Annotated in this window: 12 protein-coding genes and 2 pseudogenes; 8 read left to right on the forward strand and 6 right to left on the reverse strand. The window is 73.4% G+C overall.

Going from position 1 to position 17,357, the window contains the following annotated elements; all coding sequences use genetic code 11:
- The first annotated feature begins 4 nt into the window (after positions 1 to 4).
- The 3 genes from eccCa (at position 5) to QTQ03_RS17390 (ending at position 6,226) form a co-directional block, all read left to right on the forward strand.
- Positions 5 to 3,961, forward strand: coding sequence for a type VII secretion protein EccCa (gene eccCa / locus QTQ03_RS17380; protein ID WP_289278976.1), 3,957 nt, complete (start codon positions 5 to 7; stop codon positions 3,959 to 3,961).
- 96 nt (positions 3,962 to 4,057) lie between these two features.
- The gene (gene mycP / locus QTQ03_RS17385) at positions 4,058 to 5,422 is read left to right on the forward strand and encodes a type VII secretion-associated serine protease mycosin (protein ID WP_289278977.1); all 1,365 of its coding nucleotides are present in this window, start codon (positions 4,058 to 4,060) and stop codon (positions 5,420 to 5,422) included.
- A gap of 63 nt (positions 5,423 to 5,485) precedes the next feature.
- Positions 5,486 to 6,226 carry a phosphatase PAP2 family protein gene (locus QTQ03_RS17390; RefSeq protein ID WP_289278978.1) on the forward strand — a complete coding sequence of 247 codons (741 nt, stop codon included), beginning with the start codon at positions 5,486 to 5,488 and terminating at the stop codon, positions 6,224 to 6,226.
- A 29-nt stretch (positions 6,227 to 6,255) separates the two neighbouring features.
- On the opposite strand, the gene QTQ03_RS17395 is transcribed toward QTQ03_RS17390, so the two are convergent.
- From QTQ03_RS17395 to QTQ03_RS17420, 6 genes and pseudogenes are all read right to left on the reverse strand, one after another.
- Positions 6,256 to 7,434, reverse strand: a complete 1,179-nt coding sequence (locus QTQ03_RS17395) for a MarP family serine protease (RefSeq protein WP_289278979.1) — start codon at positions 7,432 to 7,434, stop codon at positions 6,256 to 6,258.
- 64 nt (positions 7,435 to 7,498) lie between these two features.
- Positions 7,499 to 8,190: pseudogene (locus QTQ03_RS17400) on the reverse strand (NUDIX hydrolase).
- A 55-nt stretch (positions 8,191 to 8,245) separates the two neighbouring features.
- Positions 8,246 to 8,887: a TlpA family protein disulfide reductase gene (locus tag QTQ03_RS17405; protein WP_289278980.1), complete on the reverse strand. Its 642-nt coding sequence runs from the start codon at positions 8,885 to 8,887 to the stop codon at positions 8,246 to 8,248.
- Positions 8,884 to 9,663 carry an endonuclease III gene (nth, locus tag QTQ03_RS17410; protein WP_289278981.1) on the reverse strand — a complete coding sequence of 260 codons (780 nt, stop codon included), beginning with the start codon at positions 9,661 to 9,663 and terminating at the stop codon, positions 8,884 to 8,886. The genes QTQ03_RS17405 and nth overlap by 4 nt, the downstream gene beginning before the upstream one ends.
- 63 nt (positions 9,664 to 9,726) lie before the next feature.
- The gene (locus tag QTQ03_RS17415; protein WP_289278982.1) at positions 9,727 to 10,884 is read right to left on the reverse strand and encodes a CapA family protein; all 1,158 of its coding nucleotides are present in this window, start codon (positions 10,882 to 10,884) and stop codon (positions 9,727 to 9,729) included.
- A 54-nt stretch (positions 10,885 to 10,938) separates the two neighbouring features.
- Entirely contained in the window at positions 10,939 to 11,598 is a 660-nt protein-coding gene (locus QTQ03_RS17420; RefSeq protein ID WP_289278983.1) for an adenosylcobinamide amidohydrolase, read from the reverse strand.
- A gap of 214 nt (positions 11,599 to 11,812) precedes the next feature.
- Here QTQ03_RS17420 and QTQ03_RS17425 point away from each other — a divergent pair, with 214 nt between their 5' ends.
- The 5 genes and pseudogenes from QTQ03_RS17425 to QTQ03_RS17445 all read left to right on the forward strand — a co-directional run bounded on the left by QTQ03_RS17425 (position 11,813) and on the right by QTQ03_RS17445 (position 17,304).
- Positions 11,813 to 12,490 (forward strand): Crp/Fnr family transcriptional regulator, encoded by a 678-nt coding sequence (locus QTQ03_RS17425; protein WP_289278984.1) that lies wholly within the window; start codon positions 11,813 to 11,815, stop codon positions 12,488 to 12,490.
- Between the two features lie 396 nt (positions 12,491 to 12,886).
- A complete protein-coding gene (locus QTQ03_RS17430) occupies positions 12,887 to 13,492 on the forward strand; it encodes a TetR/AcrR family transcriptional regulator (RefSeq protein WP_289278985.1) in 606 nt (201 codons plus the stop codon).
- A 113-nt stretch (positions 13,493 to 13,605) separates the two neighbouring features.
- Positions 13,606 to 14,430 carry a TIGR03084 family metal-binding protein gene (locus QTQ03_RS17435; RefSeq protein ID WP_289278986.1) on the forward strand — a complete coding sequence of 275 codons (825 nt, stop codon included), beginning with the start codon at positions 13,606 to 13,608 and terminating at the stop codon, positions 14,428 to 14,430.
- Entirely contained in the window at positions 14,427 to 16,115 is a 1,689-nt protein-coding gene (locus QTQ03_RS17440) for an acyclic terpene utilization AtuA family protein (RefSeq protein WP_289278987.1), read from the forward strand. Before QTQ03_RS17435 ends, QTQ03_RS17440 begins: the two co-directional genes overlap by 4 nt.
- Positions 16,112 to 17,304: pseudogene (locus tag QTQ03_RS17445) on the forward strand (acyl-CoA dehydrogenase family protein). The gene QTQ03_RS17440 and the pseudogene QTQ03_RS17445 overlap by 4 nt, the downstream one beginning before the upstream one ends.
- Positions 17,305 to 17,357: the final 53 nt, after the last annotated feature.

Here is a 17,357-nt window from a genome sequence, read left to right on the forward strand (position 1 = left end):
TCGGGTGTCCACTGTCGTCATCAAGCGGCCAGCTCGCCGACCGGCACCGGAGATTCCGGTTGGCGAGCTGCCGGTGGAGGCGCCTCCGGAGATTCCGCCGGTCACCGGAGGGCGCTGGCAGCAGCTACTCCTGGTCCTGCCGATGCTCGGCGGCACCGTGGCGATGGCGATGATGTTCGGCCGCGGCGGGGGCACCTACTCCTACGTCATCGGCGGGATGTTCGGGCTGTCGTCGCTGGCGATGCTGGTCACCTCCTGGGGCAACGCCGCCGGCGGCCCGAAGAAGGCAGAGATGATGGCCGCCCGGCGGGAGTACCTGCGGCACCTGACCGGGCTACGCCGGCGGGTCCGGGAGACCGCCGGTCGGCAGCGGGCCGGGCTCTACTACCGGCACCCGGACCCGGGCCGGCTCTGGTCGACCGTTGACAGCCATCGGGTCTGGGAACGGCGGCCGGCCGACCCGGACTTCGCCGTGGCCCGGGTCGCCATCGGGCCGCAGACCCTGGCCACTCCGCTGGTGCCCCCGGTCACCCGGCCGCTCGAGGAGCTGGAGCCGATGACCGCCGGCGCGCTCCGCCGGTTCCTGGACGCGCACTCGGTCGTACCCGATCTGCCGGTGGCGCTCTCGTTGCGCAGTTTCGCCCGGGTCCACATCCGGGACACCGCCGCCGGGCCGGGCAGCCCGCCCGCCGCCGCCCAGGCCCTGGCCCGGGCGCTGCTCACCCAACTCGCCGTTTTCCACGCCCCCGACGAGCTGCTGATCGCGGTCTGCACCGGGCCCGAACGGCGACTGACCTGGGAGTGGGTGAAGTGGCTGCCGCACGCCCACCATCCCGCCCGTACCGACGCCCTCGGCCCGATCCGGTTGGTCAGCAGCGCGGCGACCGAGCTGGAGGGGCTGCTCGACGAGGTGCTCGGCAGCCGCTCCCGGTTCAGCCCCGCCGGGCCCGCCACCGACGGCCCGCACGTGGTCGTCGTGCTCGACGGGGGCGACCTGGGCGGCGCCACCGACCTGGCCGGGGAGAGCGGCATCGACGCGGTCACGGTCATCGACCTGGAGACGCCGCCCCCGCGCCTGTTGGACCGGTACACCCTGCTGTTGGAGTTGCGGGCGGGCCGCCTGCACTCGCACTCCGCCGAGGGACACGCCGAGGTCGGCGCCGCCGACCGGCTCGACCTAGCCGACGCCGAGGCGGTGGCCCGCCGGCTCGCGCCGTTGCGACCGGCGACCGCCATGCGCGGGGGTGATGCGGCGCCGGGTGCCGACCTGGGCCTGCTCGACCTGCTCGGGTTGGGCGACCCGGAGAGCTTCACCGCTGAACGCGGCTGGACACCCCGGCCACCGCGGGACCGGCTGCGGGTACCGATCGGAGTCGGCACCGACGGCGGCGCCGTGGAGCTGGACCTGAAGGAGTCGGCGCAGGACGGGATGGGCCCACACGGCCTGCTGATCGGCGCCACCGGCTCCGGTAAGTCCGAGCTGCTCCGCACGCTGGTGCTCGGGCTGGCCGCCACGCACAGCTCCGAGCAGCTCAACTTCGTCCTGGTCGATTTCAAGGGCGGCGCCACCTTCGCCTCGTTCGACCGGCTGCCGCACACCGCGGCGGTCATCACCAATCTGGCCGACGCGCTCCCGCTGGTCGACCGGATGGTCGACGCGATCAACGGCGAGCTCGTCCGGCGCCAGGAGCTGCTGCGCCACGCCGGCAACTTCGCCAGCGTGCGCGACTACGAGCGGGCCAGGGCCGGCGGCACCCCGCTCGCCCCGCTGCCGTCGCTGCTGCTGGTCTGCGACGAGTTCTCCGAACTGCTGTCGGCGAAGCCCGACTTCATCGACCTGTTCGTCCAGATCGGCCGGCTGGGCCGCTCGCTCGGCGTGCACCTGCTGCTGGCGTCCCAGCGCCTCGAGGAGGGCCGGCTGCGCGGGCTGGATACCCACCTTTCCTACCGAATCGGGTTGCGGACGTTCTCAGCGCTGGAGTCCCGTACGGTGCTCGGGGTGCCCGACGCGCACGAGCTGCCACGCTCTCCCGGGCACGGATACCTGCGCTCCGGCACCGATCCGCTGGTCCGTCTCAGAGCCGCGTACGTCTCCGGGGCGGTCCGCCAGCCGGCCACGGCTCCGGGTCGGGACGCGTCGGGGGCGGCACGGGTGCTCACCTTCACCTCTCACCTCGTCCCGGTCCCGGAGCCGATCGGTCCGCCGGCTTCGCCGACCGCCGAGGACGAGAGCGACACCACCCTGCTGGAACTGCTGGTCGGCCGCCTTGCCGGGCAGGGCCCGCCGGCACACCAGGTCTGGCTCCCCCCGCTCGGCCCGCCGCCGGCGCTGGACGAACTGCTCGGCCCGGCCGCCGTCGACCCGGCCCGCGGCCTCACCGTCGGCAACCCGGAGCTGCACGGCGCCCTCCGGGTGCCGGTGGCCGCCGTGGACAAGCCCTTCGAGCAGCGGCGGGACCTGCTTTGGCTCTCCCTCGACGGCGCGGCCGGGCACGTCGCCGTCGTGGGGGCCCCGCAGAGCGGCAAGTCGACCGCGCTCCGCACGCTGATCTGCGCGCTGGCGCTCACCCACACGCCGGCCGAGGTTCAGGTCTACTGCCTCGACTTCGGTGGCGGTGGCCTGGCCGCGCTGCGAGAGCTGCCGCACGTCGGCGGGGTGGCTGGCCGCGCCGACCCGACGGCTGTCCGGCGTACCGTGGGCGAGGTGACCACGCTGTTGGCCGACCGGGAGCGCCGCTTCGCCGACCTCGGGGTGGAGTCGATGACGGCGTGGCGGCAGCGGCGGGCCGCGCTGGCCGGTGCCGGCCAGCCGGCCGCCGACCCGTTCGGGGACGTGTTCCTCGTGGTCGACGGGTGGGCCACCCTGCGTGGCGAGTATGACGACCTGGAGCCTTCGATCACCGATTTGGCCACCCGGGGCCTGTCGTACGGGGTGCACGTCGTGGCGACCGCCGTGCGGTGGCTGGACCTCCGGCCGGCGATCCGGGACCTCTTCGGCTCCCGGTTGGAGTTGCGGCTCGGGGAACCGGCTGACTCGCTGGTCGCCCGTCGGGCCGCGGCCAACGTGCCGGAGAAGACACCCGGCCGGGGTGTCACCGCGGAGAGGCTGCACTTCCTCACCGCGCTGCCGCAGCTGACCGCCGGTGCGGACACCGCCGACCTGGTCAGGCGGGTGGCCGCCGGCTGGCGCGGGCCGACCGCCCCGCCGGTCCGGCTGCTGCCACCGGTGTTGCCGTACGCCGATCTGGACGTCACCGCCGCCACCGGGCTGCGGATCCCGGTCGGGGTCGCCGAGGCCGATCTACGTCCGGTGGTGCTGGACTTCGCGACCGAGCCGCACTTCGTGGTCTTCGGCGACGCGGAGTGTGGCAAGTCGTCCTTCCTCCGCGCGCTGGCCACCTCGATCATGACCCGTTTCACCCCCGAGCAGGCCCGGATGATCCTGGTCGACTACCGGCGCAGCCTGGTGGACCTCACCGAGGCGGTGCACGTCATCGGCTACGGCACCGCCGACACGCACACCACCGAGCTGCTGGAGTCGGCCGCGGGCTACCTCCGGGCCCGGGGCCCGGGCCCGGAGGTCACCCCCGCCCAGTTGCGGGAGCGCTCCTGGTGGCATGGCCCGGAGCTGTTCGTGCTGGTCGACGACTACGACCTGGTCGCCAGCGGTCCGGCGAATCCGTTGCGGACGCTGGACGAACACCTCCCGCACGCACGGGACGTCGGCCTGCACGTGGTGCTCGCGCGTCGGTCGGGCGGCGCGGGACGGGCGCAGTACGAGCCGGTCGCGCAACGGCTGCGCGAGCTCTCCACCGCCGGGTTGGTGATGGCGGGCAGTCCGGACGAGGGCGCGCTGGTCGGTCCCGCGCGTCCCGGGCCGCTGCCTCCGGGACGTGGGCGGCTGGTCACCAGGCGGGAGGGCGTACGCCTGGTCCAGCTGGCCCACCTGCCGCCACCATGACCCGCGTTCCCGGATCGGCCCGAAGTGGCGGCGAGAACCGGTAGTCTCCCATCGTCATGTGTGCTTCGAGGTGAAGTAGCCGAGGATGTGACCAGGATGCGGGTGAGCGGCGCGTCGGTCGCGCGACGAGGTGCCGGGCGGGTGTTGCCCGCTATGGCTGCTGTCGTCGTCGCCGTGCCGGTGCCGGTCGCCGGGTCCGGCCGGGTCCCGGCCGAGCCGCCGGTCGCGCATGCCACGGCGGTCGGTTCCGGCGGCACGCTGGCCGGCGGCACCGGTGTCCTGCTCGCCGCCCCACCGACGGGCCGCGCGCCTGACACGAAGGGGCGCAGCGACCAGATCCGCGACGAGCAGTGGCAGATCGACTCGCTGAACGCCGCCACCGCGTGGCACACCTCCACCGGCTCCGGCGTCACCGTAGCGGTGGTCGACTCCGGGGTGGACGCCGCCCACCCGGACCTGGCCGGCCAGGTCCTGCCCGGCCTCGATCTGGTCGCCCCGGCGGGTAGCACAGTCGATCCGGATCCGGTGGGCCACGGCACCACCGTCGCCGGTCTCATCGCCGGCCGCAACGACGACAGCCGCGGTGTGGTGGGCCTCGCGCCCGGAGCCCGGATCCTGCCGGTCCGGGTCCTCGACGCCGAGAACCGCTACGACGACGCGCTGATCGTCGCCAAGGGTGTCCGCTGGGCGGTCGACAACGGCGCCCGGGTGATCAACCTATCGCTCGGTGGTCGGAGTGACAGCCCGGCCCTGGCCGCCGCGCTGGACTACGCCTTCGCCCGAGACGTGGTGGTCGTCGCCTGCACCGGCAACGTGGCGACCTCGACCGACAGCAAGGTGTGGTATCCGGCCCGCGAGCCCGGCGTGGTGGCGGTCTCCGGTCTGGAGCGGGACAGCGAGAATCTCTGGTCCGGCGCGATCACCGGCCACCAGACGGTGCTCACCGCGCCCGCCACCGGGCTGGTCGGCGCCCGCCCCCGGGAGGGGTACTGGCGGGTGCAGGGCACCAGCTTCGCCGCGCCCCTGGTCGCCGCCACCGCAGCGCTGGTCCGGTCCCGCTACCCGCAGATGTCCGCCGGTGACGTGGTCAACCGGCTGATGGCCACCGCCCGCGACATCGGCCCCACCGGGCGCGACGACCGGTTCGGGTACGGGTTGGTCGACCCGGTGGCCGCGCTGACAGCCGAGGTGCCGCCGGTCGGGCGCAACCCGCTGGACGACCAGTCGTCGCCCGGCGTAGTCGGCTTCGGTCCGGCGCCCCGGACAGCCGACGAGAAGCCGGCCGGCAGCGAGGCGCTGGGCTTCGATGCGACCCAGCAGCAGGCCCGGTGGGCGGCGCAGCCGGGCGGCGCCCACCACGATGCCGCACCGCAGCGGCTCTGGTCCGCCGTGGCGCTCGCCGTCGCGCTGCTCACCTGCGCTGTGCTGGTGGTGCTCCGGTTCCGACGGTGGGACCGCTGACGGCGGCCCGGTCCCGCCCGATACCAGCCCCAACCAGGTCACCTTCCCGGTAAAACGGACATCATGACGTCGTCCGGCTCCCGTCCCCTGGACCGGCCGACCCGACTGTCGTGGCACCGACGCCGGCTGCACCCGCACCACGCGCGAGGTCTGCGGCTGACCCTCGCCGTGGCGGCCGCCTTTCTGGCACTGGTGCCGTTCACGTTGCTCGCCCTGCTGGTGCTGTCCGCCTGGTCGCCGCTGCGCCGGCTGGACGACACCGTGACCGGGACGCTCGTCGGCTACGGCGTCGACCATCCGAGCTGGACACGGGCGATGAACCTCTGGACCGACCTCTTCGGCCCGATGCCGCTGCGGGTGGGGGCACTGCTGCTCGTGCTCTGGCTGGTCGGGCGGGGGGCCCGACAACTGGCGCTCTGGAGCGCCACCACCATGACCGTCGGCGGTCTGCTGGGACCACTGCTCAAGCTGCTCGTCGGGCGGCCCCGACCGGCGTTTCCGGAACCGCTGGCACAGGCGGTCGGGCTGGCGTTCCCGTCCGGGCACGCGCTGAACGCCACGTTGGCTGCCGGGGTGCTGCTGGTGGTCTGCTTTGCCCGGGCGACCCGGCCCGCCGGGCGGTACGCGGCCTGCGCCGCCGCGCTGCTGCTCACCGGGGTGACCGGGTTCAGCCGGGTGGCGCTCGGGGTGCACTGGACCACCGACGTGGTGGCCGGCTGGCTGCTGGGCGCCGCCGTGGTGGCGGGCTTCACCGTGTGGCGGGTCGTTCCGCCGACGCTTCACCCGCCGTCATCGGCACGCTGACCGGTTTTCCGGGTCCGGTGGCTACGTCGTCACGTGCATTCGCCGGTGCCGACGGCCCGGGTGCGCTCCGCGCCGGTCAGGGCGGCCGGGCGGGCCTCGGCCGCGGTCACCGCGAACCCGGTGTTCGGGTCGTCAGCCGCCGCCGCGAAGATCACACCGAGCACGAGGCCGTTGGCGGAGACCAGCGGGCCGCCGGAGTTGCCGCTCTGCACCAGCGCCCGGATCGTGTAGATCTCCCGGGTCACGTTCCCGGCGGAGTAGATGTCCGGTCCGGTGATCTCGTCGACGTCCCGGATCCGGGCCGACTGGGCGTTATACGGGCCGTCGAGCGGAAAGCCCAGCACGATCGCGTCGGAACCGCTTCCCGCGTTGCCGGCGGCGAAGCGCATCGACGGACCTGGCAGCCCCGGCACGTACAGCACGGCCAGGTCCCGGTCCGGGTCGTACACGACCACTCGGGCGTCGTACCGGTCACCGTTCAGCTCGACCACCGTGGAACGGGTGCCCGCCACCACGTGCGCGTTGGTCATCACCCGGTCGTCGGCGTACACGAAGCCGGAGCCCTCGATCCGGCGCGAGCAGCTCGGGGCGGAGCCGAGCACCTTGACCACCGACCGTTGGCTGTTGGCCACGACCTGGGATCCGGCGAGCGCCGGGTCGGGTGGGGCGACCTGCCGGGCGCGGGTGGGTGCCAGGTCGCCGAAGACGTCCGGGAAACCGTTGGTGTCGACGGTGTCGCGCAGGGCGGCGGAAAGCTCCTGCGCTCGGTCCGGCAGCACCCGGTCCACCACCGTGAGTAGCGCGCTGTTCCGGACCGAGGCGGCCAGCCAAGGCAGCGACGACGAGCCCAGCGGCACCGCCACCAGCCAGGCCACCAAGAGAACGGCGAACAGCGACACGAACGCGCCGCCGATGTCGTCGGCCTGGCGCCCGACATCGCTGGTGATCGTCCGGCGCAGGTGGGAACCGATCCAGCCGGCGAGCGCCTGACCCACCACCGCCAGCCCGAAGACCGCGACCAGGGAGATCAGCACCCGGGTGCCGCTGTCGAGGAACTGCTGCGCGAGCAGCGGCCCCACCTGAAGGCCGACCAGCGCCCCCAGGAAGAACCCGGAGAACGACAGCACCCCGACGACGAAGCCCTGACGATATCCACTGATCGCGAAGACGAGCATGAGCAGCAGAAGTACGAGATCCACGGCGGACACGCGTCAAGCGTACGGGCACCACGCACCCCGGGATGACCGCCGCTTGCGGAAGGTGACGGTGGAGTCAGCGCAGGGCCGTCTCGTCAACCTCGTCGGTGCTGGCCGACGGCGCGGGACTGGCGCCGGTCGGCGGGAGGTCCACCACCCGGCCCGAATGCCACGGGCGGGCCCAGCCGCCCATCTCCAACAGCGCCGACAGCACACCGGCGGTGAAGCCCCAGACCAGCATCCCGCGCACCGCGAAGGCCGGGCCGATCCAGCCGCTCGGGTGGCGTACCTGCATCCGGTTCTCCGGGGCGACCAGCTCGGCGACCGACAACCGGGCCACGTGCGCCACCTCGGCCGGTTCCCGGGAGTGCACCGGGTGCGGGGCGTGCCACCAGGCGAGCACCGGGGTCACCACGAAGTCGCTCACCGGGATCCAGAGTCTCGGTAGCTCGGCGAGCACGGTGACACTGTCCGGGTTGAGGCCCACCTCCTCGTTCGCCTCCCGTAGCGCGGTCGCCGACGCGTCGGCGTCCCCCGGATCGGCGGCGCCCCCGGGAAGGCCGGCTGACCGGCGTGGTTACGCAGGGTGGCGGCCCGCTGGAGCACCAGCACGTCCGGGCCGGCGCCGGCCGCCTCGCCGAGCAGCACCAGCACGGCACTTTCGCGCCCGCCACTGTCCGGGGTCGCCAGCCGGGTGAAGTCCTCCGTCCGCGCGCTGCCGAGCCGGGTCAGCAGCGGGTCCAGCCAGGGTGGTGGTGTCTGGGTCACCGTGCCACCGCCCCGTGCCGCGGCGCCGCGGACGCCGCCATCGACCGCGATCCGCTCACTGCGGAACCGCCACGGCCAGGTGCCGACGGACCAGCTCGGCGAGACGGGCGTCGTCGAGCGCGCCGGAGGCGTCGACGTGCCGGACCCGCCCGTCCGCGTCGACGAGGACGGTCAGCGGGATCGCGCTGCGTCCCAGCGACCGTTGCAGGGACTCGCCCTGGTCGACCAGGGTCGGAAACCGGACGCCGAAGTCCTCGCCGATGGACTGCGCGCCACTGCGGGTGTCCCGCGTGTTCACGCCCAGCACCGTCAGGCGTCCCTCGGCCCGCTCGCTGAGTCGTTGGAACGCCGGCAGTTCCGTGCGGCAGGGGGCGCACCAGGAGGCCCACAGGTTGATCACGGCGGGGCCGCGAACGTCCCGCAACGCGATTGGCGCCCCACCGGTGAAGCAGGTCAGGGTCAGCTCCGGTAGCGGCGGTCCGCCGGCCGGCGGGTCGGCAGCGTTCGGCACCGACTCGGACACCGCGCCATGCGGGGTAGCCCCGGCTGGCGTGGTCAGCCCCGCGCAGTCCTGGAACGGGGATGGTCGGCCCTGGGCCGCGCCGTCGCGCGTGGTGGCGCCCTCCCCGCCGGCGGCGGTGCAGCCGGCGAGCGCCAGCAGCACGGGGGCCAACAGGGCGGCGAGCCGCGTCCTCACGGCGCCTCCGCGGCGGCGGCCTGGACGGATACCAGCCCCGGATCCACTCCGGCTGCCACCGCCAACTCCTGGGCCCGGGGCCCCTTGAGTAGCTTCGCGGCCGCCGCCGGCTCGGTCGGGCCGACACCGTACGACGGGCAGAGCCTGACCAGCGTGCACGCCCCGCAGGCCGGCTTGCGGGCGTGGCACACCCGCCGCCCGTGGAAGATGATCCGGTGCGACAGCATGGTCCAGTCGCGCTTCGGAAAGAGTGCCCCGATCGCGTGCTCGATCTTGACCGGGTCGGTCTCGGCGGTCAGCCGCCACCGTTGCACCAGCCGCTGGAAGTGCGTGTCGACGGTGATCCCCGGCACGTCGAAGGCGTTGCCGAGGATGACGTTGGCCGTCTTACGGCCGATCCCGGGCAGCGTCACCAGGTCGGCGAGCTTCCCGGGCACCCGTCCGTCGTACCGCTCGACGAGGGCCTGTCCCAGCTTGATCAGTGAGTCGGTCTTGTTGCGGTAGAAGCCGGTGGGCCGGATCAGCTCCTCCAGCTCACCCCGGTCGGCACCGGCGTAGTCGGCCGCCCGCGGGTAGCGGACGAACAGCTTCGGGGTGACCTCGTTGACCTTCTTGTCGGTGCACTGCGCGGAGAGGATCGTCGCGACGGCGAGCTCCAACGCGGTGGAATGGTCGAGTTCACAGTGCGCGTCGGGGTGGGTCTCGGTCAGCACCCGCCCGATCCGCCGGGCGCGGCGCGTCCGCCCGAGGTCCGTCTCGGTGAAGCTGGTGGTCACGCCGGCCAGCCTACGTCGGCACGCCGACCGGCTGTCGGCCCACGCCCACGCCCGCCGCGTCGGTCATCCCGCCTCGGGCGGACTGATCTTCCCGGAGTCGTCGAGCACCGCCCCGGTCTCCGGGAAGTCCTTTCCGCTCAGCTCCCGCACCAGAGCCAGACCACGGTCGTCCGGATCCAGCGTCGGCAGGCCGGCCGAGTTCATGTACGTCGAGGCGAAGGAGCCGCTGGTCCACGTACCGTCCGGCCTGAGCGACACCTTGAGCACCCCGCCCCAGCCGAGCCGGCCGCTGTTGTTGAGCATCTTTCCGCCGCCGGCGAAGTTGCCCAGGCTGTACGCGATCAGGCGGCCCCGGTAGAACTCCAGGCCGCGCAGAACGTGCGGGCCGTGCCCCACGATCAGGTCCGCCCCGGCGTCGATCATCGCCTTGGCGAACCGCACCGGGTCGCCGCGGTTCTCGCCGAGGTACATCTCGGTGCCTGGCTTCACCCTGGTCCGGTCCGCCCCCTCGGCGCCCATGTGCACCTGCACGACCACCAGGTCCGCCATCCCCGCTGCCTTGGTGACGATCTGCGCGGCCGCCGCGATGTCGGTCAGCGGATTCGACCACGAGTACGGCGAGAAACCAGCGACCGCCACCTTGACGCCCCGCACGTCGACCACGGTGATCTGGCCGGGAGCACCAGTGTGCGCGAGCTCGTACTTCTCCAGCGCGGCCTGGGTGTTCTGGTAGCCCTCCGCCCCGAAGTCGTGCCCGTGGTTGTTGGCCTGGTTGAGCAGGTCGAATCCGGCGTCGCGCAGGTGCGCCGCGTACTCCGGGGGCACGCGGAACTGGAAGCAGCGGGTGGCGTCCGCCCCGCACTTGCCGACGCCGGTGTCGACGGTGAGCGGTTCCTCCAGGTTGCCCATCACCAGGTCGGCGGCGAGCGCCCCCTCGACGTCAGCGAAGAAGTCCTTACCGTCGTTCGCCGGCAGCCGGTTCGGGGCGTTGCCCATGATGATGTCACCGGTGGCGGAGAGGGAGATCGCCGTTGCGGCCGGCTCGGCAGCTCCGGTTGAGGCGGCCGGGGCGCTGCCCCCGGCGCCGGGTTGCCAGACCGCGCCGGCTCCCGGATCGGCGTCGCCACATCCGGCCGCGAGCAGGGTACCGAGGAGCGCACCAACCAGGGGCGACAGGCGTCTGCGGGGTGGGTGGGGCTTGCGAGAGGCGGCGGAATACATCGCCCGCGACCCTACCGGGCGGTCACCGTACTGACGAGACCGGATGCGGGGCTGTCACGCGAAGGTCCGCTCCGACCATGGCACGACGGCGACGGCGCCCCCGGCCACCACGGCGGCGCGCACCGCCCGGGCCAGCGGAGCGCCCCAGGTCGAGCGGGGGCCGCCGTACGCCGCCTCCGGCCCGTCGGCCGGGCAGAGGACGGTCACCGCGTCGGTCGGGGTGCCGGTGCCGGGAATGCCCAGCTCCGCGAGGGCCTGCACCTTTGCCTCCGTGGCCGTCGCCACCGCGTTGACCAGGGCGGCGTCGCCGAGCCGGGCCGGCACGTACGCCACGATGTTGACCGTGCCGGCCCGCTGGGTCAGCACCGCCGGGGCCGCCGCCGCCCAGACCGGGGCACCGAGTCCGACCGTCGCCCAGACCCGCACGCCGGTGTCGGCCCGGTCCACCACCTCCGCGACGTCCACCCCGGTCAGCAGGCCCACCCCGGGTCCGTCGAGGCCGAGTTGGTCGGCCAGGTCGGCCAGGTGGTCGGCCGGGTCCTCCCGGTCGTACGACATCGGCACGGTGGCGTTGAGCACCCACTTTCGCCCGCCGAGGCCACCACCGAGCGGCCCAGAGCTTACGCTGGGTAGCAGCCGGTCGGCTCGCCAGACCAGCAGTGGGATGTCCCGTCCGTCCTCGTGGCGGGCGGTCAGCAACGGCTCGTTCAGCACGTGGCGACCCTACTGCCCGCGCTGCAGTATCAGGCGGGACATCCGGGCGCGCGATTCTAGCGGGTGTTCGCGTCGGGCAGGTTACGACCAACGATCAAGATTCCAGGGGTGCAGCTCGGATAACAGCTCACGTGCGCCTAGACTGGCGACGCGCGAGGGATCAGCGGACGGCGGACCCGGCCGAGAAGACGGCACGCGCAGGCGGAGGTGCGCGATGGACGAGGTACTGGCTCGCAGCGGGATCTTCCAGGGCGTTGACCCGGAGGCTGCCGAGGCGCTCGCCAAGGAGATGGAGACACTGGAGGTCCGCAAGGGCGAGGTGGTCTTCAACGAAGGCGAGCCCGGCGACAGCCTGTACATCCTGCTGACCGGCAAGATCAAGGTTGGCCGGCGGGCGGCGGACGGCCGGCAGAACCTGATCGCGGTCATGGGGCCGTCGGACATGGTCGGCGAGCTGTCCCTCTTCGACCCGGGCCCGCGCACGGCGACCGCCACCGCAGTGACCGACACCCGCCTGGTGCGGCTGCGCAAGCAGGCGCTGCGCCCCTGGCTCAACAACCGACCGGAAATCGCCGAGCAGCTACTGCGGGTGCTGGCCCGTCGCCTGCGCCGGACGAACGACTCGCTGGCCGATCTGATCTTCACCGATGTTCCCGGCCGGGTGGCGAAGAACCTGCTCCAGATGGCCGGCCGGTTCGGCACCCGCGACGGTGGCGTCCTGCGGGTGACGCACGACCTCACCCAGGAGGAGATCGCCCAGCTGGTCGGCGCTTCCCGGGAGACGGTCAACAAGGCGCTCGCCGACTTCGCCTCGCGCGGCTGGCTGCGCCTGGACGGCAAGAGCATCATCATCCTCGACCCGGAACGCCTGGCCCGGCGCGCCCGCGTCTGACCGCGAGCTCAGCACGAACGGCCCGGCACCACGCCGGCGCACCGAAATCCGCGCCCGGGGACGGTCACCGGGCGCGGTACCACGCGTTCGGTCCGACGGTGCCGGCCGATCGCCAGCGAGGGTCAGCCTCCAGGATCGCGCCGATCCGCTCGACCGCGCGTCCAGCGCCCACCGCCGGTCGGCGGACAGCGGGGGCGATAGTTCCACCGTCACGTGGATGGCGCGCCCCGCGCGGCGCTCGTCGCGCACGAGGCGGAGATCGGCGCGCGACCCCATCCGGGCCCGCCGGCTAGCTGTCCGCACGGGCCGGCCAGAACTACTAGTGGCTCGCACGGGCCGGCCCGGCCGGAAAAAGTCAGTCTTGACTGTTTCTTTTCTGGGCGGCACGCTGGGGCCGTGTCCCGCGTATCGACCCGCGTACCGCAACAGGAACGCAGTCGCGCCACCCAGGCCCGGTTGCTGGAGGCGACCGTGGACTGCCTCGTCGAGCGGGGCTGGTCAGGCACCACCACGACCGTGGTGGCGACCCGGGCGGGCGTGTCGCGCGGTGCCCAGCTCCACCACTACCCGACCAAGGCCGCTCTGGTCACCGCTGCGGTCGCACACCTCGCCGAGCGGCGGGCGGAGGAGCTACGCGTCGAGGCGCAGGCCCTGCCGGCCGGGCCGCAGCGGCTCGACCGGGTGATCGACCTGCTCGCCGTGGCCTTCACCGGCCCGCTCTTCGTCGCCGCCCTGGAACTGTGGGTCGCCGCCCGCACCGACCGGGACCTACGGAAGTCACTGGTGCCGTTGGAAGCGCAGGTCGGCCGCGAGATGCACCGGCTGACCGTCACGCTGCTCGACGTCGACGAGCGTCGCGCCGGCGTACGCGAGGCGGTGCAGGCGACCCTCGACCTGCTTCGCGGCCTGGGCGTCGCCAACCTGCTCAACGACGACTCCGCCCGCCGCACCGCGCTGCTCGCCACCTGGAAACGACAGCTCACCCACCTGCTCGCCACCTGACCGCGCCGCACCGACGCCCCCACGTCCGAATCGCACCGCACGCCCGTTCCCCGGCACCGCCGCATTCCCGGCACCGCCGCACCGTCACCCGCCCCCCGAGCCCCGGAGGCACCATGGTCGACCTCACGGACCTGCTGACCGACTTTGCGGCCGAGTCAGCTGACCTGGACTCCCTCGTCGCCCCACTGCCCGCCACCGACTGGGCCCGCTCCACCCCCGCTCCGGGCTGGACGATCGGCCACCAGATCGCTCACCTGGCCTGGACGGATCACGTCGCCCTGCTGGCCGCGACGGACGCCGATGCGTTCTTCGCCTCGGTGACCACCGCGCCGGAGCCGGCCCGGCTGGTCGACGCCGGCGCCGAGGAGTTCCTCGCGCCGCCGGACGAGTTGCTGCCCCGCTGGCGGACCGGCCGGGCAGCCCTCGCCACCGCGCTCGCGGCCGTGCCGGCCGGCGAGAAACTGCCGTGGTACGGCACCTCGATGTCCCCCACGTCGATGGCCACAGCCCGGATCATGGAGACCTGGGCGCACGGCCAGGACGTGGCGGACGCGCTCGGCGTCACCCGGCCCGCCACGGCGCGACTGCGGCACGTCGCGCACCTCGGCTTCCGGACGCTGCGGCACTCCTTCGCCGTGCACGACCGGGAGGTGCCGACGGTGCCGGTGCGGGTCGAACTGGCCGCACCGGCGAGTGAGCCCGGCGACGCGATCTGGTCGTACGGCCCGGCGGACGCGGCCGACCGAGTCAGTGGCCCGGCGTTGGACTTCTGTCTGCTGGTCACCCAGCGCCGGCACCGCGCGGACCTCGCCCTCACGGCGACTGGGCCGGTGGCCGACACCTGGCTCGACGTGGCACAGGCCTTCGCCGGCCCGCCCGGTCCCGGTCGGACACCGCTGTCCACTCCAGACATGACGCCTACCGGGGTGACGGCGTGACCGACGTGCTACGCGTCGGCAACGCGTCCGGCTTCTACGGCGACCGGTTCGCCGCGTGGCGGGAGATGCTCGACGGCGGTGAGCTGGACGTGCTCACCGGTGACTACCTGGCCGAGCTGACCATGCTCGTCCTTGGCCGGGACCGGCGGCGCGACCCCCACCTCGGATACGCGAAGACCTTCCTCCGCCAGTTGGAGGGCACCCTCGGCACGGCGCTGGACCGGGGCGTCCGGATCGTCACCAACGCCGGTGGGCTGAACCCCGCCGGTTTGGCCGCCGCCGTCCAGTCGCTCGCCGGCCGACTCGGGCTCGACGTCAGGGTCGGGTACGTCGAGGGCGACACCCTTCAGCGGCCGGACGCGCTGACCGCGAACGCGTACCTCGGGGCGTTCGGCATCGCCGCCGCCCTCGGCGGCGGCGCGGACGTGGTGGTCACCGGGCGGGTGACCGACGCTTCGCTGGTGGTCGGCCCGGCCGTCGCCCGCTTCGGCTGGGGTCGGGACGACCTGGACGCCCTCGCCGGAGCGACCGTCGCCGGCCATCTGCTGGAGTGCGGCGCACAGGTGACCGGCGGGAACTTCAGCTTCTTCACGGAGCTGCCGGACGGCGGGCACCACCCCGGTTTTCCCGTCGCCGAGCTACACGGCGACGGTTCCTCGGTGATCACCAAGCATCCGGGCACCGGCGGTGCGGTCACCGTCGAGACGGTCACCGCGCAGCTGCTGTACGAGGTGGGCGGGCCGGCGTACCTCGGGCCGGACGTGGTGACCCGGCTGGACACCGTGCGGCTGGCGCAGGACGGGCCGGACCGGGTACGCGTGTCCGGCGTCCGGGGGACACCACCGCCGGACACGCTGAAGGTCGGCGTCAACGACCTCGGTGGCTTCCGCAACTCGATGACCTTCGTGCTCTGCGGGCTGGACATCCCGGCGAAGGCCGCCCTGGTCCGGAGGCAGATCGAGGAGGCGGTCGGCAAGGACGGGCTGGAGTTCGTCCTGGCCCGCACCGACCACCCGGACGCCGTCGACACCGAGGCGGCGAGCGCGCTGCTACACGTGCACCTGCAGGACGGGGACCGGGCGCGGGCCGGACGGGCCTTCTCGGCGGCGGCGGTGGAACTGGCCCTGGCCTCCTACCCGGGCTGCACGCTGACCACGCCGCCCGGCGACGCGGCGCCGTACGGGGTCTTCACCGCCGACACGGTGCCGCAGACCGCGGTGGCCCACGTCGCCGTGCTTCCCGGCGGCGAGCGCGTCCCGATCCCCCCGCCGCCTGTGACGGGTTCGGATCGGCCTCTCGCACACCAGCAGGCGTCACCAGGGGACCCGTCCCGACATCCGACCCGACGCGGGGCGCTGGGTGAGCTGGTCGGGGCGCGCTCGGGGGACAAGGGCGGCAACGCCAACCTGGGCGTCTGGGCGCGTACCGACGCGACCTGGGCCTGGTTGCGCGGCTGGCTCAGTGTCGCGCGGCTGGCCGAGCTGCTGCCGGAGACCACTCCGCTGACCGTCGAGCGGTACGAGCTGCCGAACCTGCGGGCGGTCAACTTCGTGATCCGGGGACTGCTCGGGCCGGGGGTGGCCGCCTCCACTCGCTTCGACCCGCAGGCCAAGGCGCTCGGCGAGCTGCTCCGCTCACGCCTGGTCGACCTACCGGCCGACCTCACTCCGGGAGCGCCGGCATGACCATCGTGGACACCGCCGAGCGCCGCCAGCTGCGCGAGTTGACCCGGGCGTTCGTGACCAGGGACGTGCTGCCGCACCTCGACGAGTGGGAGCGGGCCGGCGAGGTCCCCCGGAGTTACACGTTGCCGCGGCGAAGCTCGGCCTGCTCGGCATCGGGTTCCCCGAGTCGGTGGGTGGCAGCGGCGGCGATCTGCTCGACTCCATCGCCGTCACCGAGGAAATCATCCGCTCCGGCGGCTCGTCTGGGCTGGTAGCGGCGCTGTTCACGCACGGTATTGCGCTGCCGCACATCGTCGCCGCCAGCGCGGCGCTCGGCCCCGCCGTCGGCTCCCACGAAGGCAACGACTCCGCCGCCGAAGCGCATGATCTCGTGGACCGGTACGTGCGACCGACGCTGGCCGGCACGATGATCGGTGCGCTCGCGGTCACCGAACCGGACGGCGGTTCGGACGTCGCGGGACTGCGCACCACCGCTCGCCGCGACGGCGACCACTACGTGGTCAACGGCGCGAAGACGTACGTCACGAGCGGCCACCGGGCCGACTTCGTGACCACCGCCGTCCGCACCGGTGGGCCGGGCGCGGGCGGCGTTTCGCTGCTGGTGATCGAGAAGGATGCGCCCGGCTGCACGGTCGGGCGGCGGCTGGAGAAGCTCGGCTGGCACTGTTCGGACACCGCCGAGCTGTCCTTCGCCGACGTCCGGGTCCCGGCGGCCAACCTGGTCGGCGCGGAGAACACCGGCTTCCTCGCGATCATGCAGAACTTCGCCGCCGAGCGGATCTCGCTGGCCGTGCAGGCGTATGCGACCGCACAGCGCTGCGTCGAGTTGGCGACCCGGTGGTGCCGGGACCGGTCCACGTTCGGCCGCCCCCTCGCGAGCCGGCAGCTCGTCCGGCACCGGCTGGCCGAGCTGCACACCCGCGCCGAGGCCGCCCGGGAGTACGTGTGTGCGGTGGCTGCCCGGGTCGCGGCCGGGGAATCGGCGGTGACCGAGGTGGCGATGGCGAAGAATGTCGCGGTGGCCGCCTGCGCCGAGGTGGTCGACGCCGCGCTGCAACTGCACGGCGGATTCGGCTACCTGCGCGACGCGGAGGTGGAGCGGCACTACCGCGACCAGCGCATCCTCGGTATCGGCGGCGGCACCACCGAGATCATGAACGACATCATCGCTAAGGGCATGGGGCTGTGAGTGCGAGGAGTGAGCCGGGCCTGCGAGCCCCGCAGTCACGAACGAAGGGAACT

The organism is Micromonospora sp. WMMA1363, from assembly GCF_030345795.1.
In the GTDB taxonomy this organism is placed as follows: domain Bacteria; phylum Actinomycetota; class Actinomycetes; order Mycobacteriales; family Micromonosporaceae; genus Micromonospora.